This window comes from Dietzia timorensis (assembly GCF_020742175.1).
In the GTDB taxonomy this organism is placed as follows: domain Bacteria; phylum Actinomycetota; class Actinomycetes; order Mycobacteriales; family Mycobacteriaceae; genus Dietzia; species Dietzia timorensis_A.
In genome coordinates this window covers 1-21,023 of record NZ_DYXM01000007.1, presented here as the reverse complement: position 1 = coordinate 21,023, position 21,023 = coordinate 1, and the positions used below count along the sequence as shown (strand labels likewise).

Genomic DNA, 21,023 nt, shown 5'->3' with positions numbered 1-21,023 from the left:
CCTCCGAGCGGCTCGATGATCCCGTCCTCGTAGAAGATCGCCTGCGACGTTTCGCCGTCGGGCAGAAAGGCGGTGACCAGCTTGGGCCAGGCTTTCGAAAAATCCCCGTCGATGGGGACATTGTCGACGATGATGTCGTTAGTGTGCATGGGCTGCTCCTTGGATCCGAGACGGTGATCCGGCCGGACGCCGAGTGCGCCGGCGGAGATGGATGAGAGTTCACCTCGAATATCAAGAACGCTAGCCATGCTTCCTGTGCGGCTCATGGGATGACACTGTCCGCTGCCTTGGTGTCTGTAAATAGTTTCTCCACGAGGTGAGCCCGCCGCCCACGTGGACGCTAATCGACCATCTCATCGCTCAAGACGATGACCAACGGGCGTAGAGCTCCGCGTAGCGGCCGCCCATGGCGACAAGCTCGTCATGGGTCCCGTCCTCGACGATCTCTCCGTCCGACATGAGCACGACTCGGTCTGCGGCGATGGCCTGATCGAGGCGGTGCGCCACGACCAGCGACGTGCGCCCGGACGCCGCGCGAACGGCGGCCTGCTCAAGCGCACGGGCATGGTCGCTTCCCGCTTCTGCGGTCGCCTCGTCCATGATGAGCGCCGGCGGATCTTGAAGGATAATGCGTGCCAGCGAGATCTGTTGGACGACGTCCGGGCCCAGCTCATCGGCCCCGGCCCCTACGCGCGTGTCGAGGCCACGTGGCAGCCACCGGTCCCACTGCAACCCGCCCTCGACGAGACCGGTCTCAGCGAGCGCGGCCTTGAGTACCTCGTCCCGGGTGCCGGGCGCCGCCATGTGCAGATCCTCGCGCAGCGTGCCGGCGAACAAATGCACCTCTTGGCTGATGAGCGTGACGTTGCGCGCGGTCCACACATCGGCAACTTCCGCAGTGTCCACATCGCCGATGCGAATCCGTCCGCCCGTGGGCCGTTGCAGCCCCGCGATGACGGCGGCGAGCGTCGATTTTCCTGCCCCAGAAGCGCCGACGAGCGCTGTCGTCGTGCCGGCGGCCAGCGTGAGCGAGACGTTGTCCAGGACATTCGCCCCGCCCGGGTACGCGAAGTCGAGCCCGGAGATGGTGATCTCGGGTGCGGAGTCCAGGTCGTCCGGTTCGGGGAGGTCCGCCGCCCCATCGGCGAGGGTGGCGAGCGCAACGGCACGACCGAGGCCCGTGGCGGCCTTTTGTATCTCGCCGGCGAACATCAGCACGTTGAATATGTGAACCTCCATGCGAGAGACGAGGACCGCTGCGGCTGCGGCCGCGCCGAGGGAGAGCTCTCCGGCGTCATACAAAATGGCAGACACTACAAAAGTAGCGATGAGCAGAAGACCGTACCCGAAGGTGGCTTGGCCGATAAGCCGGGTAATCACCGGAGCGCGGTCGGCGTTGGCCTGCACAGCGTTCCACGAGCCCTTCTGCATCCGGCCGAGGGCCCACGAGTCCAGCCGCATCGCGCGCAAGGTAGGGATGCCGCGGATCGTGTCGAGTAGAAGATTGTTCCGCCGCGCTTCGGCCGAGGACACGATGTTCGAGTAGTCGCGCATCGCGATAAGCGTCGACCGCAGGATGGGCACCGTCAACGCCGCGAGTATCGCGAAGATGATGAGGTAGCGCCAGTCGATGATCGCGAGCGAGACCATCGTGAACGGGAACATGAGGATGGTGACGACGAGGCGCACACCGATCCCACCAATGATGCGGACGGTCTGATCGATGTCTTTGGTCAGGCGCGTGATGACGTTGCCCGTACCGAGGGTGAGCACGTCCGAGATCGGTGCACGCAACACGGCGGACAGCGCACCCCGGCGCAGGTCCACCGACATCTGCCTGGTCTTGGACACGATGAGCCACATGCCGAAGGCACGGCCGGCCGACTCGACCAATTGGGTGACCGCGATGGCCGAGAGCAGCAGGGCGAACCCGCGTGTTCCGGAACCGAGGATGGGCACCGACTCGCCCGAGACAATCCCCGCGGCGTAGCCGAAAAGGTTCGCCGAGAACATCATGGATACCAGCGTGATCGTGAAGATGACGGCGAACGCCACGACCCAGCGGAAGCGTGGACGGGACGGCAGCGTGCCCAGGTAACGCACGGAATCGCCGAAAGGAGCCGGGGCGAGTGCGTCGGCGACCCGGTCGTTTGTGATCGTTGCGGGCGTTTCCGTCGCGGGTGTGCTCATCGCAGCTCCTCGACCGAGTCGGCCACAGCGATCCACGCGCGCGACGAGGTGATGATGACCGTCGACGTGCCCTTCCGGTATGACGCCACGGCACGTGCGACGTCATCCGCGGTGACGGCGTCCAGGCCCGTCGTCGGATCGTCGAGCACGAGCGTTTCGGCACCGGTCGCCAGTGCCCGCGCGAGCGCCACTCGTTGGCGCTGCCCGCCGGAGAGGTTGAGGCCGGCCTCGCCGATTTCGCCTCGCGGCAACGGGCCGGCCTCGCCGCCACCGAGGCGGCGCACGATGTCGCCGCACGCGGCCACGTCGAGGGCTTCGCGGACCCGCGCCTCGCCTGCCGTGCCCAGGGGATCGATGTTGTCGGCGAGCGTGCCCTCGAAAATGTTGACCGCATGCGGAAGAACGAGAATGTCGTCGTGTGTGCTCAGCCGCTGCGCTCTGCGGGCCGCATCGTGCTGCCCGGCCGAGGTGTGCGGCGACCAGATAGTCAGTCCGGGTCCCGGGCGGACCACCGCGTCGTCGGCGTCGGCAATACGCGGGCGGAGCGCTCCGACGAGCGTGCGAATGCGCCCAGCCGACGTGGTCCCACGTGCCCAGAACTCGGTGAGAAAACCGAGCGAATGACCGGTAACGGTGAGGACGGGCGGGGCGAGGAGCGTGACCGATATGAGCTCGCCCTCCCCTATCTCGTCGTTCCACGCGAGCATCGCCGCGTAGGCGACCACTCCAACGGTGAACACCGACGGAACGAGTTGGCGTACGAAGGTCAACGTTGCGGTGATGCGGGCGTCGGTGAGCATGAAGCCCAGTGCCGTGTCGGTGGCCTCGCGGAATCGGGTCTCCGTCGCCGCGACCGCGCCGAGCCCCTTGACCACGCGGGAACCCTGCGCATAGTCGGTGGCCATCGATACCGTGTCGGATTCGGCGGCGCGGCGCTTGGCGGAGATCCTCGAGATCGGGCGCGCAGTGAACACCGAGGCCAGCGCTGTACAGACCCCGCCGAGGACGAGCAGCAGCGAAATGACCAGCGAAGTCGGGGCGAGCAGAACGACCGCACCGATGAGCATCCCGACCATCATCACCGGGAAATTGATTAACTGCTTGAGCTCCCCGACCTGGTTCGAATCCTCGTCTACCGTGTTGAGCACGTGCCCCGGCGCCAGCCCGGACTCCCGGGAATGCAACAGTCGTTCAGTCAACGACAAACGTAGAGCATGCACCGTGCGGGCCTGGGCGACGTCGGTCATCGCATCACCGGTCGCCTCCAGCACCCATCCCACAAACAACAGCCCTGCGATGACGGCGCACGGGATCAGAACTCGAGTGGCCGAACCCTCCCCGAAAGCGAATTCCACGCCGCGGCCGATGACAATCGAGCTCATCGCGCCGATGAATGCGTTGACGGCGAGTGTGGAGACGATGACGACGACGGCGACCGGATGGGACATGAGAAGCGCCCACGCCGCGCGACCGTTGCTCGTCCACCGCGCATCATCGATCAGGCCCGGCTCCTGCGGCGGCACCTCCGGCACGAACCAGGCCCACGTCGGCATCCTGCGATAGTTTCGGGGCACGCTGTGCAGACTACCAACGCAGCCCGACAGAGATAGAGGCGATTTATCCCTGCTGACGAGTGACTTCACCGATCGGCGACCGAGTTGGCGGGGTCTGCGGAATGCTGTGTCACACTGTGGCCATGCCGGACAACGAACCGCCCGTACCCGCCGCAGCACCGGACGATCCCCGGGGCGAATCGCTCAACCCGGTGAGTCGTAAGTTGATTCCGTCCCGCTATCTTTCGTTGCTGCCCTTCACCGTGGTGGTCGCCATCGCGGGCGTTGTTCTCGCACTCGTCTTTCATCCCGTGTGGTGGGCTCTCGCCGCCGCGGGAATCGCGCTGACCGCATTCGCCCTGTGGATCGTGCCGATACAGGTGAAACGAATTGGCTGGCTGGAAACCGACGACGAATTACTCATCTCCAAAGGCCGGTTGTGGCATCAGTTCACCGTCGTTCCCTACGGGCGTATCCAGTACGTCGACGTCACGGCAGGGCCCATCGCGCAGGCATTCGGGATTCAAACAGTCACGCTCAACACGGCGTCGAGCACATCGGATTCATCGATTCCCGGTATGCCCGCCGGCGAGGCAACCGCACTGCGCCGGCGTCTCGCGGACAAGGCACGCGAGAGGATGAGCGGGCTGTGAGCGTGTTCGCCCGGGAGTCCGCGGACGGTTGGCGACGGGTCCACCCGGCGACGAACCTTCTCGAGCTGTGGGCGGTGCTCGTCGCCGCCGTCGTGGCATTCGCGTTCAATGCCTTTTCTCGCGTCCGCGATGCGGCGACATTTCTCTCCGGTCATCTGGGATGGCTGCCGGTCGCCATCGCGGTCGCGGGAATCCCGCTCATCATCGTCCTGTTGTGGGCAGCCACGCTTCCGTGGTGGCGCGCCAAAGGGTTTCGGCTGACAGACGATCAGGTAGTCCTTCGCCACGGCCTCGTCACTCGTACGACACGGTCAGCGCATTTCGAGCGCGTGCAGGCCGTCGACATCGTCGAACCGCTCATCGCACGAATCTTCGGCCTCGCCGCGGTGCGTGTGGAAACGGCGGGCGGGTCGGATTCGGTGGTCGCCATCGAATTTCTCCGCCGCGGAGAAGCGGCTCGCCTGCGCGAGGAGATCCTCGGCACCGTGCGCAGCACCACCGGCGCTTACGGCACCCACGAGACCCCCGCGCCCGGTCCGTCCCAGAACGTCTCGGCATCCGGTGCTGACGAGACCACGACGGCAGCCGCCCCAATCCCGGACGCGGAAGTCAACGCAGACGGCGGGCATCTTCTCGTACCGACGATCCCGATCACGCGGTCCATCGCGGCAGCGGCGCTCGACTGGTCGGCGCTCGCGGTGATCATCGTCGCCCTCATCGCCGTCGTGTTCCCGCCGGCCGTGACCGGCCTTATCCCGTTCTTCATCGGCGCGGTTCCGTGGCTCTACGGTGTGCTCAACAAGAGCTGGAAGTTCACCGCAACCCTCGACTCAGGCGAGCTCAATCTCCAATACGGTCTCGCCGAGCGCCGCCGGCAGACCATTCCGCTCGACCGGATTCACGCGGTGCAGGTCCACCAACCGGCGCTGTGGCGGCTCACCGGGTGGTGGAAGGTCCTCGTCGACGTCGCCGGCTACCGCGAGGACAAGACCTCGGGAACGACGGTCGTCCTTCCAGTTGGCACCCTCGAGGACGCAGTGCGCGTGTTCGAGGCCGTCGGGCCCCTGTCCTCCGACGAGATCGCCGGGTACGCCCGCCCCGAAGGCAGGACGCGTGCCGATTTCACGAGCCCCGAGAATGCGCTCCTCGTGTCGCCCTTCGATCTCCGACGTCAGGGGCTGACTTTGGTCGGGGACGGACACTCCGTACCGCACGCGGTCGTCACGCACGCCGGGCGCCTGGGACGCCGGGTCTCCGCCATCGACCCCGCTCACATTCAGGAGATCAGTCTCTCGCGCGGGCCGATCCAGCAGGGCTTGGGAATCGCCACCGTCCGCATGGACCTAGTCCCCGGGCCTGTAGCCATGGCCGGGGAAGATCTCAACGTCGGCGACGCGGACCGCCTGCTCGCGATCCTGCGACAACGGCGCCTCCCCGAACTGGCGAGCGCACATAGCGCTGTGGGGCGGCTACCGAAGTAGCAGCCCCACGCAAGCTTTGCCGTATGACGGCGGAGGATCTTAGTTCGACGAGACGCGGGCGCGCAGCGCCTCGATCTGCTCCTGCTGGATCTTCTTGAGCCCGCCGGGCGCGAAGGTGCGCTCGAAGAACCCACCGATGCCGGTAGCGCCGTCCCACTGGGTGTCGACGATCAACGTGCACGAGGTCGCGCCCTGGGCGCGCACCGTGTACGTGGTGACCATCGTCGAGTTCTTGTCCGCCTCCGACAGCGTCCACTCGGTGTTCTTGTCGCCGGTCTCGGTGACCACGGCCTCGACATCGCGAGAGCGCTTCTTCGTGGCTTGGAGATTCCATGCCGCGATCGTGCCCTGACCCGTGCCTCCTGCTACGACGCGGAACGCCGAGTAGTTCTCCGGCTGGAGCTCCGGGCGGATCTGATAATTCGCCAGCGTATCCGCGACAACGTTCGCTGGTGCGGCGATAGTGGCTTCGTTTCGGGCTTGGACCTTACCCACGTGCATTTCTCCTTCGCGTGGACTTGCGGCGCGTCATCTGCGCGCCCTGCGCCAGTCTAGGTGCTCTAAACGCCGCGAAGGTCTCGCGGGTGGCGAGGAGCGGCGTGGGAAGCCGAAAATACCCCAAAGCGGCGCCGGAATCGGTTCCTTGAATGGGAAACCGTTCCGACGCCGCTTTTCGATAAGAGGGGTGGTTGCGCAACAACCGTGCTACTGCGCTGGGGCATGCCCCGTGAAGTTGTGGCGCGGGGTAATCCCGCGCCGGCGCGAGGGCCGTCTTTAGACGATGACGCCGTTCTGGGCGAGCCACGGCACCGGGTCGATCCACTGGCCGGCAGCGTTCTGGACGCCGAAGTGGAGGTGCGGGCCCGTGGAGTAGCCACGGTTACCGGTGGTGCCGATGACCTGGCCGGCATTCACGCGCTGTCCAACGGACACGTAGTTCTCGTTGTTGTGGCCGTACTCGAGGAGCTCGCCATCATCGGTGCGGATGCGGATCCACAGACCGTAGCCCGAGGCCGGTCCGGCTGCCTCGACGGTGCCGGACTTCGCGGCGTACATCGGGGTACCAACCGGGGCACCGAAGTCAGTGCCGTTGTGGAAGGAGCCCCAGCGGTCGCCGAAGCCGGAGGTGACTGCACCGACGGTGGGTGCGTGAGCGCCGCCGGGGATGACGTCGCTGAGGGAGCCGAGATCGATTCCGGCAACGTCGGCGTACTGCTGGGCCGTCGCCTGGTCGATCTGGCCGGCGAAGTGGTCGTTGTAGACCTGCGTCGCCATGTCCTGAACCTGCTCAGGGCTGGGCATTTCTGCGGACTGCGCCTGGGCCATCGGGCCGGACACAAGTGCCGCGCCGCCTGCAATTGCTGCACCGGCAAAGACCTTGGCGGTCGTACGTCCTGCGGCGGAGTTGCGGGCCTGTGCGTGGCGGACCGTGGTTCCGGCCGCCGACTGCGCGCCGAGACGCTCCTGGAGCTGTGCGACGGAGACCGCGTTCGGGTTGTGCTTCATGTGCGTCCTCTGATCGAAGGTCTAGCTGGTGTGGTTCTGTCTGTCTCGCTTTGATCACAAGACGGTGACAAAAACGAATGCATTGGGGCCGTTTGAACGACCTCAAGCAATGTAACAGAACGGTCTCGCAAATGTCACGCCATCAGACAAACAAATTACGACGACGCAGGTCAGAGGACTGAACCTGCGTCGTCGCGTTTGTTATATTTGCGAGATCAGTGGTCTTGCTCGCCGATCCGGTGCGCGAGGATGAAGTTGGTCGATCCCTCGACTCCGGGAACGCTGCCCGCAACGAGAATGACGAGATCTCCGGCCCTGTACCTGGCATGGGACTCGAGGATCCCGTCGGTGGTCGACAGCACCTGCGCAGTGTCGCCGAACTCGTCGATGAGGAAGGTTTCCACTCCCCACGTGAGTGCGAGCTGGTTGCGCACGCGCCTATTACCTGTCACCGCGAACAGCGGTAGCGGACTGTGGAGACGCGACAAACGCCGCACCGTGTCCCCGCTGGAGGTGACGGCCACGAGCGCCTTGGCGTCCAGCGACTCGCCGATTTCGCGCGCCGAGTAGCTGATGACGCCCCGCTTGGTGCGCGGCTTGTGTCGAAGCTCCGGTACGTAGGTCGAGTCCGCCTCGACTGCCTCGGCGATCGAGGACATGGTGCGCACTGACTCATACGGGTATTTACCGATGGAGGTTTCTCCCGAAAGCATGACGGCATCGGCCCCGTCGAGCACGGCGTTGGCGACGTCGGATGCCTCGGCGCGGGTGGGCCTGGAATTCTCGATCATCGAATCGAGCATCTGCGTGGCCACGATGACCGGCTTGGCGTTCTCGCGGGCGATCTGGACCGCACGCTTTTGTACGAGGGGCACATCTTGCAGCGGTAGTTCTACGCCAAGGTCACCGCGGGCGACCATGATGCCGTCGAAGGCCATCACGATCGCTTCGAGGTTTTCGACCGCTTCGGGCTTTTCGAGCTTGGCGATGACCGGGAGATAGACGTTCTCTTCGTCCATGATCTGACGGACCAGGTCGGCATCTGCCGGGGAACGGACGAAAGACAGAGCGATGAAGTCGACGCCGAGTTGAAGTGCGAAGCGCAGATCGGCGATGTCCTTCTCCGAAAGGGCGGGTACCGAGACATTCATCCCCGGAAGCGAGACGCCCTTGTTGTTGGACACCTCCCCGCCCTCTGTGACGAGGCAGCGCACGTCCTTGTCGCGTACCTCGATGACCTCGACGGCGACCTTGCCATCATCGATGAGCAGGCGGTCGCCTGGGCGGGCATCGTCGGAGAGCTGCTTATAGGTGGTCGACACCCTGTCGTGGGTTCCTTCTACGTCCTCCACCGTGATGGTGACGAACTCCCCGGTTTCCCATTGTTCGCGGGTGTTGGCGAAGGTGCCCAAACGGATCTTGGGGCCCTGGAGGTCCGCGAGGACTCCGACGGCGCGACCCGTGGCTTCGGAGGCCTCGCGCACCCAGTTGTAGTTCTTCTCGTGGTCTTCATGGGCGCCATGGCTGAAGTTGAGACGTGCGACATCCATGCCGGTATCCACCAGCTTGCGCACACCTTCCTGGGAGGCCACGGCGGGCCCGAGCGTACATACGATTTTAGTCCGGCGTTTCACACCACCATCGTAGTCGGACCTGAGAGATCGCGCCGCCCGGAAAGTTCGCTATTCGCGCCCATCCCCCGGCCTCTCGGGCCGGTCTTCTGCGGCCGATCCGGTCTCGTGTCCTGCGCTTCCGGTGGCGACGGCCTCGTCGCGGTCTGGCTCCTCCGACGTCATACCCGACTGATTTTTCGGTAGTAATTCATTCGGGTCCTCGCGGTGACGCGGCTTCTTGAATGCAACGTAGGCGAGCGCGACGAGGAGAACCACGGCCGACACGATCGTGTTGATGCGGAGGCCGAAGACCATCGTGGCGTCGTCGGTGCGCATGAGTTCGATGCCGAAGCGACCGAGACAGTACAGGGCGACGTAGAGCGCGAACACGTGCCCGTGGCCGAGGCGGAATTTGCGGTCGAGTGCGACGAGGATAACGGCGACGAGGACGCACCACACCAATTCGTAGAGGAACGTGGGGTGGACGACCGTGAGGACTTCCCCCGTCGAGGTCCCCTGGTATTGGCCGTAATCACCGGTCGCCTCGTTGTAGCGGCGGTAGATCTCGAGTCCCCATGGCAGGTCGGTCTCGCCGCCGTAGAGCTCCTGGTTGAAGTAGTTGCCGAGGCGACCGATGCCCTGGGCGAGGATGATCGGCGGAGCGATCGAGTCGGCGAACGCACCGACGGAGCGGATCCCGAGTGTGCGCAACCCGATGAGTGCGCCAAGGGCGCCGAAGGCGACAGCGCCCCAGATGCCTAGCCCGCCGTCCCAGATCTTCAGCGCGTCGACGGGGTTCTTTCCCTCGCCGAAGTAGCGCCAGCTGTCGGTGGCGACGTGATAGATACGTCCACCGATGATGCCGAAGGGGACGGCCCAGATTGCCACATCGAGGACGACGCCGGGCTCGCCGCCGCGCGCCTTCCACCGGCGTTCGCCCCAGATGCAGGCGACGATGATCCCGGCGATGATGCACACGGCATACATGCGCAGCGGGAACGGGCCGATGTTCCACTCCCCTTGCGGCGGGCTGGGAATGTAGGCGAGTGCGGTGCTGTACATGGTCGCTCAGTGCTACTTTCGCAGTTCGTGGGCGGTCGGGTGTTACCGGCGGACCCCGTCCGCGAGTTCGGCGACAAGCGCGCGCACGGCGCTTTCGCCCTCTGCCGCGGCGGTGATGATGGCGGAGCCGACGATGACACCGTCGGCGTACGCGGCGATTTCTGCGGCCTGATCTCCGCTACGCACGCCGAGACCGACGCACACGGGTAGGTCGCTGACCTCCCGGACGCGGCGGGTGAGGTTCTTGGGCAGGTCCGAGACGGCGTCGCGGGCGCCGGTAACACCCATGACGGCCTGGGCGTAGATGAAGCCCGAGGCGGCATCGCAGGTCGTCTTCAACCGCTCCGGTGTCGACGACGGCGCGACGAGGAACATCTGCCCGAGGCCGTGCGCCTTGGCGGCGACGGTCCACTCTTCCGCCTCTTCGGGAATGAGGTCCGGGGTGATGATGCCTTGCCCTCCCGCGGCTGCGAGATCGGCGGCGAAAGCGTCGACTCCATACTGCAGAATCGGGTTCCAGTAACTCATGACGACGGGGACCCCGCCGGCCTCTGCGACCGCGCGGACGACGTCGAACACGTCGGAGACGCGAACCCCGGCCTGGAGGGCGGTGTCGGCGGCGGCCTGGATCGTCAGCCCGTCCATCATCGGATCCGAATAGGCGATTCCCACCTCGACGATGTCGCAGCCCGCCTCGACCATGGCGGTGACGTGTTCGATGGATTCGCGCACGGTCGGGTAGCCGGCCGGGAAGTAGCCGATGAGTGCGGAACGCCCCTCGGCCTTACAACGAGCAAAGGTGTCGGCGATGGTGCTCACTTGTTGGTTCCCTCCGGCGAATCTGCATGTGCGGTGTCGACGAGCCCTTCGCCCGGCTTTGCCTCGCCGGACGAATCGGTGAGACCGAACCATTCGGCGGCCGTCGCCACATCCTTGTCCCCGCGGCCGGAGACGTTGACGAGGAGAACGCCGGCGTCCTCGGCGCCGAGCGAGACGGCGCCGGCGAGGGCGTGCGCCGATTCGATCGCCGGGATGATGCCCTCGGTTCGGCACAGCAGAGCGAAAGCGTCCATCGCCGCGGTGTCGGTGACCGCCCGGTATTCGGCGCGGCCGATATCGGCGAGGTAGGCGTGCTCGGGGCCGACGCCCGGATAGTCGAGGCCCGCGGAGATCGAATGCGACTCGATGACCTGGCCGTCGGAGTTTTGCATGAGGTGCGCGTACGAGCCCTGGAACACCCCGGGGCGGCCGGCGTTGATCGTGGCCGCGGTGCGAGGGGTCTCGGCGCCGTCGCCGCCGGCCTCACAGCCGACCAGCCGCACGCCGTCGTCATCGATAAACGGGTGGAACAGGCCGATGGCGTTGGAGCCACCGCCGACGCAGGCGACGGCCGCGTCCGGGAGACGCCCCGCCATCTCGAGGATCTGGCTGCGCGCCTCGGCTCCGACGATGCGCTGGAAATCGCGGACCATCGCCGGGAACGGGTGCGGGCCGGCGGCAGTGCCGAAGGCGTAATAGGTGTCGTCGGCGCGGGAGACCCAGTCACGCATCGCCTCATTGATCGCGTCCTTGAGTGTGCGCGAACCGATCTGCACCGCCTCGACCTCGGCGCCGAGCAGTCGCATCCGCGCGACGTTGAGCGCTTGTCGTTCGACGTCGACGGCGCCCATAAAGATTTTGCACTCCATGCCGAGAAGTGCGCAGGCGGTCGCGGTGGCCACGCCGTGCTGGCCGGCGCCGGTCTCGGCGATCACGCGCTTCTTGCCCATGCGCTGGGCGAGGAGCGCCTGGCCGAGCACGTTATTGATCTTGTGGCTTCCGGTGTGGTTGAGATCCTCGCGCTTGAGGAACACCCGCGCGCCGATCTCCGCGCCGAAACGCTTCGCCTCATACAACGGGGACGGGCGGCCTGCATAGTGCTTCTGCAGCCGGTTGAGTTCGGCGAGAAAATCCTCGTCGCGGCGCGCCTTGTCGTATGAATCGGTGACCTCGTCGATCACGGCCATCAGAGCCTCGGGCACGAACTGCCCGCCGAACGTCCCCCAGTGCCCGCGGGAATCGGGCTCGTGCGGGGTCGTCTGGTTCACCACGGCGCCCATGGTCGGGAACACGTCGCGGTCTTCGCGTGATGGAGGAGTCGGTGTAGTCACGTCTTCAAGTGTGCCGCACGTGCCGTGCCCGGCGCCCGCCGGGCCGCCGGCGGCGAGCCGATCAGTGGTCGCCGTTGGGGCAGGACGGATGCGTGCCGGCGGTCGCGAGAGTCTGTACCGCGCCCTGGGGGTCTCCCGAGGTCACCAACGACTCGCCCACGAGCACGGCGTCGGCGCCGAGTCCCGCATAGGTGAGCAGGTCACCGCGTCCGCCGATCCCGGATTCGGCGATCTTCACCACGTCCGAGGGCAGCCCCGGGGCGATGCGCCCGAACGCGTTCGGGTCGACGTCGAGGGTCTTGAGGTTGCGGGCATTGATACCGATGACGGAGGCGTGCGCTTGAATCGCGCGATCGGCCTCTTCCTCGGTGTGAACCTCCACCAGCGCTGTCATCCCGAGGGATTCGGTGCGATCGAGAAGCGATTCGAGCAGCGGCTGATCGAGCGCGGCAACGATGAGTAGAACGAGATCCGCACCGTGCGCCCTGGCCTCGTGGATCTGGTACGGGTTGACGATGAAGTCCTTGCGCAGCATCGGGATTGACACCGAGCTGCGCACGGCATCGAAATCCTCGAGGCTTCCGCCGAAGCGGCGCTGCTCGGTGAGGCACGAGATCACCCGTGCACCTCCCGCCTCGTACATCGCGGCGAGCGCGGCCGGGTCCGGGATGTCGGCGAGCGCGCCCTTGGAAGGGCTCGCGCGCTTAACCTCGGCGATGACCCCTACCCCGGGCTTCATCAGCGCGGCGCGTGCGTCTAGCGCCGGCGGGGCGGCCTTCGCGCGCTCCTTCATCTCCTGGTAGCTCACGACAGTTTCGCGCTGGGCCGCATCCTCGCGCGCTCCTTCGCAGAGCGCTTCCAGAACCGAACTCATGAGCATTCCCTCCAGCGAGAGCGGCGAAATCTGATGAGGGGTTCGCCGCTTTCGCCCAAACTGGCTACATCGCGTAGTCGTGGTGGTTGTTCAACGCCCGACTTTTGTCAGCCGGACGGCTCCCAGTCTAATTGGCGGCCTCCGCGATCCCGAAGTCGCCCATGTCACACCACCGAAAGCAGTCGGTTCAGCGGGTGCCATCGCTACTCGCGGTGGGGTCGTCGCCCGCGTCGAGGCTGTCCCACAGGAGCCTGTCGGAGTCCTGTTCGGAGAGCTCTTCCGCGGCCTCGCCACTGTCGTTCTGCGCGGCAAGCTCCCCTCCGGCCTCGGCCTCTTCGGCGTCTTCGCGGAGCTGGCCCGGCGTTCGGTACTTGTCCGCTCGTGCCGCGGCGGGGCGGGGTCGTATGACGGCGTACGCCGCTCCGATGAGAGCCAGCAGCGCCCCGCCGGCGGCAAGGGCGGGGCCGGCAGGCTGCGTGGTGACGTCCGTGACCTCGGCCCATTCCGGGACCGTGCCCTCGTCGTCGGAGACGCCGCTCGTACGCGCCACCGCGTCGCTGTTGGTGAGTACCGAATGCACCCGGGAACCGTCCGGTGACCCCGCGAGCGCCATCACGCCGGACAGCCCGCCGAGGATCGCGAGTACGAGCGCGACCGCTGCGACGATACGCGCGGTGAGCCCGCGCGTGAACATTAGCACCGCGCCCGTGGCCACAAGCCCGAGGGCGACGGCCGTACTCTCCGGGGACCATTTCGCTCCGGTGAGCGTCCGCTCCTGCACCCCGAACTGGTCGGCCGCCACCACTGCATCGATCCATGCCAGCCGCGTCGACCCCCACAGCGCCAGCGCGCCGAGCGCGATGAGAAGTAGGGACAGTGCCAAGGGCGAGCGTTTCATCTAGCGGTCCTCGATCTGCGCGTCCCCGACGCGGCGCATCGTGTCGGCGGCCGCGACCGCGCGGAGCACGGCCTTGGCTTTGTTCTGTGTCTCCATCTCCTCGGTTTCGGGGTCCGAGTCCGCGACCACCCCGGCACCGGCCTGCACGTAGGCGGTGCCGTCCTTGAGCAACGCGGTGCGGATTGCGATGGCCAGGTCGCTGTTGCCTGCGAAGTCGAAGTATCCGACGGTGCCGCCGTAGACCCCTCGCCTGCTGACCTCGTGCTCTTCGATGATCTCCATCGCGCGCGGTTTCGGAGAGCCGGACAGGGTGCCCGCGGGAAACGTCGAGAGCACCGCGTCGAGCGCGGTCTTTCCCTCGGCGAGCTCGCTCGTCACCGTCGAGACGATATGCATGATGTGGCTGTAGCGCTCGATGTGCAGCAGCGTCGGCACCGAGACCGAACCGGGCCGGCTCACCCGGCCGAGATCGTTGCGAGCGAGGTCGACGAGCATGAGGTGTTCGGCGTTCTCCTTCTCGTCGGCGGAAAGCTCCGATTCGAGCCGCACATCCTCGGCCTCGTCGGCGCCGCGAGGGCGAGACCCGGCGATCGGGTGCATCTCCGCGCGCCCCGACTGCACTTTGACCAGCGCCTCGGGACTCGAGCCGACCACGGAGAAGGCGGTCGACCCGAACCCGTCCTCCCCTTCCCCGTCGGGGAAGTTCATCAAGTACATATATGGGCTCGGGTTGATATTTCGCAGCACCCGATAGATGTCGCGTGCGCTCGCGCGCGTGTCGACCTCGAAGCGTTGGCTCGGCACCACCTGGAATGCCTCGCCGGCCTTGATCTCCTCGACCACGCGCGACACGGTGTCCATGTACTGCTGCTTGCTCTGTTGGCGCCGGATTTTCGGTTCGACGAAGTCGAACTCCGAAACCGACGACGGCGTGGGTTCGGCGAGCTTCCGGGCGAGCGCATTGACGCGCTGCACGGCATCGTCGTAGGCCTCGTCGACGTGCTCGTCGGTGCCGTTCCAGTTCACGGCGTTGGCGATGAGATAGATGCGGCCGGTGTGATGGTCGAGCGCGGCGACCTCGGAGGCGAGCATCTGCATCACTTCCGGCAGCTTCAGGTCGTCGACGGTGTGGTTGCCGAGCCGCTCGATGCGCCTGACCACCTCGTAGGACATATAGCCGACGAGGCCACTGCTCAACGGCGGAAGCCCTTCGATTGGTTCGGTCGAGAGCAGTTCGAGTGTCTCGGCGAGCGCCTGCAGCGGATCGTTGTGCGTAGGTGCGCCCTCGGGCACCTGCCCAAGCCAGTTCGCGCGCCCGTCGGCGTCGACGGTGAGTGCGGCGCGGCAGCCACACCCGACGAAGGACCACCGCGACCAGCTCCGCCCGTTCTCTGCGGATTCGAGCAGAAACGTGCCCGGGCGGTCTCCGGCCAGCTTGTCATACACCGACAGCGGGGTTTCCGCGTCGGCGAGCAGCGACCGCACGACCGGCACGACCCTGTGCCTCGTCGCCAGTTCGCGGAAGGTTCCGCGGCCGGTGACGTGCTCTCCGTGGGGAAGCGACATGGTGCTCCTTGTCGAGTGCGTGTGTGGGTCCTCACGCCGTGGCGTAGGAATCTAGAAGGTCTGTCCGCCGACCGCCCACTGTGCGGGCGGAACCTCGGTGAGGACCGCGTGGACCTTGGCCGGGTCCTTGCCCGCCGCCTCGCTGTAGGCCTTGGTGACGGCGGCAAGAATTTCCTGCTTCTTCTCCACGCTATCGCCCGCGAATTGTTTGATCTCGATGAACGGCATCGTTATCGCTCCTCGTCGGTGAGCAACGTCTCGGTGTCGAAGCAGCTGAAGGTGCCGTTGTGGCAGGCCGCGCCCGTCTGGTCGACGCGAAGCAGGATGGTGTCCGCGTCGCAGTCCAGCTCGACCGATCGCACGTGCTGGGTGTGCCCGGAGGTTTCGCCTTTGACCCAGTACTCGCCGCGCGAGCGTGAGAAGTAGGTGCCTTTCCGTGTCGCGATCGTGCGGGCAAGTGCGGTGTCGTCCATCCACGCCATCATCAACACCCGCCCGGTCTCGGCGTCCTGCGCGATCGCCGCGACGAGCCCGTCCGGCGAGCGCTTGAGCCGCGCGGAAAGTTCGGGCGACAGCGCCGGTGCGTCCCCGGCGGAGCTCAGGTAGGCGTTGTCGGATTCGCTCATCGGACGATGCACCCCTGTTCCTTCATCCCGTTTTTGACGTCGGAGATCGTGAGTTCGCCGAAATGGAACACGGATGCGGCGAGCACCGCATCGGCGCCCGCGGCGATCGCCTCCGGGAAGTCCGCGACCTTGCCGGCGCCACCGGAGGCGATCACCGGGATCGTCACCGCCTCGCGCACGGCGCGAAGCATCGCGATGTCGAAGCCCGCCTTGGTGCCGTCTGCGTCCATCGAGTTGAGCAGGATCTCACCCACGCCGAGCTCTTCTCCCCGCCTGGCCCATTCGACCGCGTCGATGCCTGTTCCGCGTCGCCCTCCGTGGGTCGTGACCTCCCAGCCGGACGCGGTCTGCTCGCCGTCATCGGGGACGGTGCGTGCGTCGACGGAGAGCACGATGCACTGCGCGCCGAAGCGGCGCGAGAGTTCGCGCAGAAGCTCGGGGCGCGCGATCGCGGCGGTGTTGACGCTCACCTTGTCCGCGCCCGCGCGCAGGAGTTCGTTGACGTCGTCCTCGCTGCGTACGCCGCCGCCGACGGTAAGCGGGATGAAGATCTGGTCGGCGGTGCGTCGGACGACGTCGATCATCGTCGCCCGTCCGGACGAGGAGGCGGTCACGTCGAGGAAGGTGAGCTCGTCGGCGCCCTGGGCGTCGTAGCTCGCGGCGAGTTCGACGGGGTCGCCGGCATCCCGGAGATTATGGAAATTGACGCCTTTGACGACTCGGCCGGCATCGACGTCGAGGCACGGGATCACCCGCGAGGCAACACTCATTTTTGATTCTCCCCTTCAGAGGGTGTCCGCTCCGCTTCGCGGGGCGAGTTCTCCCGGTCCCGCCCGGGCCCGGTGATGTCTGTCGGCTCACCGAGTTCGCGGATGAGGGTGCGCACCTCGTCGTGCGCTCTCGGGCTCGCCGCGATCAGGGACGTGGAATTGATGTCCCATTCGGTGCCGGCCACGTCGGTGACGATCCCACCGGCGGAGCGAACGTGGCAGGCCCCTGCGGCGTTGTCCCACGCGTAGTGTCCGAAAGTCACTGCCGCTGAAAGTCTCGATGAGGCCACATAGGACAGGTCCACGCCGGTCGAGCCGAACTTGCGGGTCCTCGCCGCGCGAATGCCGAGGATCTCGACGACCTCGCGCCGGAACTCCGGGGTGTAGGTTCCGCGGTTGCCCGTGTTCATCGACCCCACCCCGACGGCGACATCACGGATCGAGGAGTCGACCATCGGCTCCAACGGCTGGCCGTTGAAATGGAGCGGCCCGCCGGCGAGTGAGGTAAATCGCATGCCGAGCAGCGGCAGCCAGGTCAGCCCGATGACAGGCTGCCCCTCGTGGATGAGGGCGGCGAGGATCGCAACATCGGGAATGCCGAGCGAGTAGTTCGCGGTACCGTCAACCGGGTCGAGAACCCACACTGTGCCGGAGTCGACGGGCGGACCGCCGTATTCTTCTCCGTGCACCTCGACCCCGGTGCCCTGTTGCAGGGCGTCGGTGATCGAGCGCTCCAGCGACAGATCGACCTCGGTGGCGAAATCGTTGCGCGATTCCTTGAACCGCGCGGCCTGCGCTCCGACGCCGTTGATGAAGGGCTCCCACGACGCGTCGAGCGCGGCGGCGGCCACGGCCAACGCCTCTTCGGGGTCGACGGGTAGGTCCGTCGGCATCTGGTAGTCACTCATCATGGGTTCCTCTAATGTGCGTCCTCGTCCGGGCCGGGCCTCTCCCCTGCTCCGAGTCGGAGGGCGGCCCGCCCTGCCGCTTGCCCCGGACTATTTTCCGCTGACGGCGGACAGCGCCTCCGGCAGGGTGAACCGGCCCGCGTACAGCGCCTTACCGACGATGGCCCCCTCGACGCCGTTGGGCACGAGCGAGGCGATCGCTTCGAGGTCGGCCACCGAGGATACTCCACCGGAGGCGACGATCGGCGCGTCCGTCGCCGCGCACACCTGCGCGAGCATGTCGAGGTTCGGGCCGTTCAGCATGCCGTCCTTGGACACGTCGGTGACAACGTAACGGGCGCAGCCATCGGCGTTGAGCCGCTCGAGCACTTCCCAGAGGTTGCCGCCGTCGCTGACCCAGCCGCGGCCGCGCAACCGCGGCTCGCCGTCTATGACGCGCACATCGAGGCCCACTGCGATTTTGTCGCCGTGCCTGGCGATGGCCGAGGCGCACCACTGCGGATTTTCCAGCGCGGCGGTGCCGAGGTTGACGCGGGTACAACCGGTCGCGAGGGCCGCTTCGAGGGAGTCGTCGTCGCGAATGCCGCCGGACATCTCGACCTTGACGTCGAGTTTGCCGACGACGTCCGCGAGGAGTTCGCGGTTGGAACCGCGACCGAACGCCGCGTCGAGGTCGACGAGATGGACCCATTCGGCGCCGTCACTCTGCCATTGCATGGCGGCGTCTAGGGGATTTCCGTACGTGGTTTCGCTTCCGGCTTCGCCCTGGACGAGGCGCACGGCCTGTCCATCGGCGACATCAACGGCGGGCAATAGCTCTAGAGTCACACCTATAGGTTATGTGTGCCTGCATGCCCTGGCCGAATCGCCTCCGGTTATTCGCGTTCGACATCGCTCTCCGCAGGGCCGAATTCGCGCTCGATGGCCTTGTTGGTCATGTACCTCGACGACAATGCCATCGCTCCGACCGTCGCGACGAGGCCGACGATGAGCACCCACGGCTTGGCGGCCACGGGCACAAGAGCCACGCCGACGACGGTGAGAAGCAGCACGGCAATCGCCGCGCTGACGACGACGAGGGCGAGCGCCGCGAAGCTGATCGGTACGCGTTTGCGGTTGTTCTCAGCCAAGGGTGGCCACCCAGTTTTCGAGCAGGTGTGCGCCGGCGTCACCGGATTTTTCCGGGTGGAACTGCGTCGCCCAGGCGGGCCCGTTCTCCACGGCGGAGACGAAAGGCGTGCCGTGGGTGGTCCACGCGACCTTCGGCGGGCGCAGGTGGTCGCTCGCTTCCAGCTCCCACGTGCGAACGCCGTAGGAGTGGACGAAGTAGAAGCGGGTGTCGGCATCCATGCCGGCGAACATCTCCGAGCCCTCGGGAATCTCGACGGTGTTCCAGCCCATGTGGGGAAGAACGTCGGCCTCGAGCCGTTCGACCGTGCCCGGCCACTCTCCAGCCCCGGGGGTCGATGCCACATCGGCGCCGTCTGCGTGCTCCCCGTCGGCGAACTCGACGCCGCGGTCGAACATCACCTGCATCCCCACGCAGATCCCCAGCGTCGGCCGCGAACCGGCCAGGCGCGAACCGATGATTCGCTGCCCTTTGACGGCGGTCAGTCCCCTCATGCAGGCGGCGAAGGCGCCCACCCCGGGAACCACGAGGCCGTCGGCGGACGTCGCGACCTTGGGGTCGGAGGTCACGGTGACCTCGGTGCCCACCCGCTCGAGCGCGCGTTGCGCCGAGCGCAGGTTGCCCGAGCCGTAGTCGAGGATCGCCACGTTTTTCTTCATGTCGCCAAGCCTAACCGTCTGTGCGCCGCGCGTTCGCGGCGACTCTGCGCCAGTAGAGCGTCACCGCCGTGCCGATGACGACGCAGATCCCCGCAGCGATGAAGAACATCGTCGGGTATCCGGCGAACGCGAACAGGCCGAGCACGATCGCTCCGAGGCCGGTGCCCGAGTCGAATGAGATGTTCCAGCCCGCCGACGCCGTACCCAGCTGCGATTTCGGCAGCCGCTGGAACGCCCCCATGAGCGATTCGTTCTGAATGGCGCCGAAACCGAAACCGAAGATGACGGCGGCGATGAGGAACATCCAGGTCGGCGCGTGCGCCAGTGCGAGCGCGCCGATCCCGGCGACGCCGAGCGCTGCGGCCGCCATGCCGACGGGGATGTAATCGCCGGGGCCGAACTTGTCGGCCCGGGCTCCGGCGGCCGTGCGACCGGCGACCACCATGGCCCCGACGAGGGCGAGGGCGAGCCCGGCGACCCCGGCGCCGCTTCCCGCGACGTCATCCAGCGTTGGTGGGAGGAACGTGGAAATAACGCCAAAGGCCATGGCGACGGAGATCATGATGAGCATCGCCGGGGCGAGTCGGCCGGCGAGTGCGAGACCGCGCACCTCCGCCGCGTGGTCGGATCCGAGCGGCGCCGGGAAGATCGTCGGCACGCGCATCGCGGCGCCGATCCCGACCACGGCGAGCGCCGTCGCGGTGAGAGCCGGGACGATGACGCCGAAGTGTTCGTAGGTGTAGAGACCGGTGGGAAGGAAACCTGCCTCGGCAATGCCGACCGCGAGACCGATGAGAGACGTGGCCCGGCCGAGCTTCGACGCCGGCGCGAGCTCGGCAACCAGCGCCGAACCGGCGACGGTGAGCAAACCGAAGCCGGCGCCGCGCACGCCGGAGACGCCGAGGATCACCGGTGCGTTCGCGCCGAGGAGGTAAAGCGCGGCGGGCCCGGAGAGCAACACCGCGCCTACCCCGAGGACAAGCCGGTAGCCGAAGCGGCGCATGAACTTGGGGGTGAATACCTGGGTGAGCACTGTGACCCCCATGAACACGCCGGTCGCCGCACCTGCGAGCACGTCGCCACCGCCGCTGCGGACGACGTGCAGGGGAATGACGGGAAGTAGTAGCGCCCAGCCACCGAAGGCGAGGAGGACGAGAACGAACGCCGGGATCATTCCCGGGGTGGAGAGGAGCTTCTCCTCGGCCGCGGGGTGCGGCGCTGAATCGGAAACGTCCGGTTTGGCCAACGTGGGTTCTGGCCCCTTTCGGTGTCGAAGGTGTTAGAGCGTCCCCTTCGTCGAGGGAATGCCGCTTACTCTCGGATCGGGCTCGCATGCCGCGCGGAGGGCGCGGGCGACGACCTTGTACTCGGCTTCCGTGATGTGA

General features: G+C 66.6%; 21 protein-coding genes and 1 pseudogene. 2 read left to right on the top strand and 20 right to left on the bottom strand.

Annotation, left to right across the window (positions count from 1 at the left end; genetic code table 11):
* Window positions 1-360: 360 nt before the first annotated feature.
* A complete protein-coding gene (locus K8V11_RS00465) occupies window positions 361-2,190 on the bottom strand; it encodes an ABC transporter ATP-binding protein (RefSeq protein ID WP_303910178.1) in 1,830 nt (609 codons plus the stop codon).
* Window positions 2,187-3,764, bottom strand: a complete 1,578-nt coding sequence (locus K8V11_RS00460; protein WP_303910176.1) for an ABC transporter ATP-binding protein — start codon at window positions 3,762-3,764, stop codon at window positions 2,187-2,189. The genes K8V11_RS00465 and K8V11_RS00460 overlap by 4 nt, the downstream gene beginning before the upstream one ends.
* 122 nt (window positions 3,765-3,886) lie before the next feature.
* Here K8V11_RS00460 and K8V11_RS00455 point away from each other — a divergent pair, with 122 nt between their 5' ends.
* Both K8V11_RS00455 and K8V11_RS00450 read left to right on the top strand, forming a co-directional pair.
* The gene (locus K8V11_RS00455) at window positions 3,887-4,396 is read left to right on the top strand and encodes a PH domain-containing protein (protein WP_303910174.1); all 510 of its coding nucleotides are present in this window, start codon (window positions 3,887-3,889) and stop codon (window positions 4,394-4,396) included.
* Window positions 4,393-5,877 carry a PH domain-containing protein gene (locus tag K8V11_RS00450; RefSeq protein ID WP_303910172.1) on the top strand — a complete coding sequence of 495 codons (1,485 nt, stop codon included), beginning with the start codon at window positions 4,393-4,395 and terminating at the stop codon, window positions 5,875-5,877. Before K8V11_RS00455 ends, K8V11_RS00450 begins: the two co-directional genes overlap by 4 nt.
* 39 nt (window positions 5,878-5,916) lie before the next feature.
* On the opposite strand, the gene K8V11_RS00445 is transcribed toward K8V11_RS00450, so the two are convergent.
* The 18 genes and pseudogenes from K8V11_RS00445 to K8V11_RS00360 form a co-directional block, all read right to left on the bottom strand.
* Window positions 5,917-6,372 (bottom strand): SRPBCC family protein, encoded by a 456-nt coding sequence (locus K8V11_RS00445; protein ID WP_303910170.1) that lies wholly within the window; start codon window positions 6,370-6,372, stop codon window positions 5,917-5,919.
* A gap of 279 nt (window positions 6,373-6,651) precedes the next feature.
* Entirely contained in the window at window positions 6,652-7,383 is a 732-nt protein-coding gene (locus K8V11_RS00440; RefSeq protein WP_303910168.1) for a M23 family metallopeptidase, read from the bottom strand.
* Window positions 7,384-7,598: 215 nt separating this feature from the next.
* Window positions 7,599-9,017, bottom strand: coding sequence for a pyruvate kinase (gene pyk / locus K8V11_RS00435; protein WP_303910166.1), 1,419 nt, complete (start codon window positions 9,015-9,017; stop codon window positions 7,599-7,601).
* Between the two features lie 48 nt (window positions 9,018-9,065).
* Window positions 9,066-10,058, bottom strand: a complete 993-nt coding sequence (gene lgt, locus K8V11_RS00430; protein WP_303910164.1) for a prolipoprotein diacylglyceryl transferase — start codon at window positions 10,056-10,058, stop codon at window positions 9,066-9,068.
* A gap of 42 nt (window positions 10,059-10,100) precedes the next feature.
* Window positions 10,101-10,877 (bottom strand): tryptophan synthase subunit alpha, encoded by a 777-nt coding sequence (gene trpA, locus K8V11_RS00425; RefSeq protein WP_303910162.1) that lies wholly within the window; start codon window positions 10,875-10,877, stop codon window positions 10,101-10,103.
* Complete coding sequence (gene trpB, locus K8V11_RS00420) at window positions 10,874-12,157, bottom strand: tryptophan synthase subunit beta (protein WP_303910180.1); 1,284 nt, start codon at window positions 12,155-12,157, stop codon at window positions 10,874-10,876. The genes trpA and trpB overlap by 4 nt, the downstream gene beginning before the upstream one ends.
* Window positions 12,158-12,269: 112 nt before the next feature.
* Window positions 12,270-13,088: an indole-3-glycerol phosphate synthase TrpC gene (trpC, locus tag K8V11_RS00415; RefSeq protein WP_303910160.1), complete on the bottom strand. Its 819-nt coding sequence runs from the start codon at window positions 13,086-13,088 to the stop codon at window positions 12,270-12,272.
* Window positions 13,089-13,269: 181 nt separating this feature from the next.
* Window positions 13,270-13,980: a Trp biosynthesis-associated membrane protein gene (locus K8V11_RS00410; protein ID WP_303910158.1), complete on the bottom strand. Its 711-nt coding sequence runs from the start codon at window positions 13,978-13,980 to the stop codon at window positions 13,270-13,272.
* Window positions 13,981-15,546: an anthranilate synthase component I gene (locus K8V11_RS00405; protein WP_303910156.1), complete on the bottom strand. Its 1,566-nt coding sequence runs from the start codon at window positions 15,544-15,546 to the stop codon at window positions 13,981-13,983.
* Window positions 15,547-15,597: 51 nt separating this feature from the next.
* Window positions 15,598-15,774: a tautomerase family protein gene (locus K8V11_RS00400; RefSeq protein ID WP_303910154.1), complete on the bottom strand. Its 177-nt coding sequence runs from the start codon at window positions 15,772-15,774 to the stop codon at window positions 15,598-15,600.
* Between the two features lie 2 nt (window positions 15,775-15,776).
* Window positions 15,777-16,172 (bottom strand): phosphoribosyl-AMP cyclohydrolase, encoded by a 396-nt coding sequence (gene hisI, locus K8V11_RS00395; protein ID WP_303910152.1) that lies wholly within the window; start codon window positions 16,170-16,172, stop codon window positions 15,777-15,779.
* Window positions 16,169-16,942 (bottom strand): imidazole glycerol phosphate synthase subunit HisF, encoded by a 774-nt coding sequence (gene hisF / locus K8V11_RS00390; protein ID WP_303910150.1) that lies wholly within the window; start codon window positions 16,940-16,942, stop codon window positions 16,169-16,171. The genes hisI and hisF overlap by 4 nt, the downstream gene beginning before the upstream one ends.
* Window positions 16,939-17,850, bottom strand: a complete 912-nt coding sequence (locus K8V11_RS00385; RefSeq protein ID WP_303910148.1) for an inositol monophosphatase family protein — start codon at window positions 17,848-17,850, stop codon at window positions 16,939-16,941. The genes hisF and K8V11_RS00385 overlap by 4 nt, the downstream gene beginning before the upstream one ends.
* Before the next feature lie 90 nt (window positions 17,851-17,940).
* A complete protein-coding gene (gene priA, locus K8V11_RS00380) occupies window positions 17,941-18,678 on the bottom strand; it encodes a bifunctional 1-(5-phosphoribosyl)-5-((5-phosphoribosylamino)methylideneamino)imidazole-4-carboxamide isomerase/phosphoribosylanthranilate isomerase PriA (protein ID WP_303910146.1) in 738 nt (245 codons plus the stop codon).
* 47 nt (window positions 18,679-18,725) lie between these two features.
* Window positions 18,726-18,980, bottom strand: coding sequence for a hypothetical protein (locus K8V11_RS00375; protein ID WP_303910144.1), 255 nt, complete (start codon window positions 18,978-18,980; stop codon window positions 18,726-18,728).
* Window positions 18,973-19,638: an imidazole glycerol phosphate synthase subunit HisH gene (hisH, locus tag K8V11_RS00370; protein WP_303910142.1), complete on the bottom strand. Its 666-nt coding sequence runs from the start codon at window positions 19,636-19,638 to the stop codon at window positions 18,973-18,975. Before hisH ends, K8V11_RS00375 begins: the two co-directional genes overlap by 8 nt.
* A gap of 10 nt (window positions 19,639-19,648) precedes the next feature.
* Window positions 19,649-20,884 carry an MFS transporter gene (locus K8V11_RS00365; protein ID WP_303910139.1) on the bottom strand — a complete coding sequence of 412 codons (1,236 nt, stop codon included), beginning with the start codon at window positions 20,882-20,884 and terminating at the stop codon, window positions 19,649-19,651.
* Window positions 20,885-20,917: 33 nt separating this feature from the next.
* Window positions 20,918-21,023: pseudogene (locus K8V11_RS00360) on the bottom strand (imidazoleglycerol-phosphate dehydratase); the annotation flags it as partial.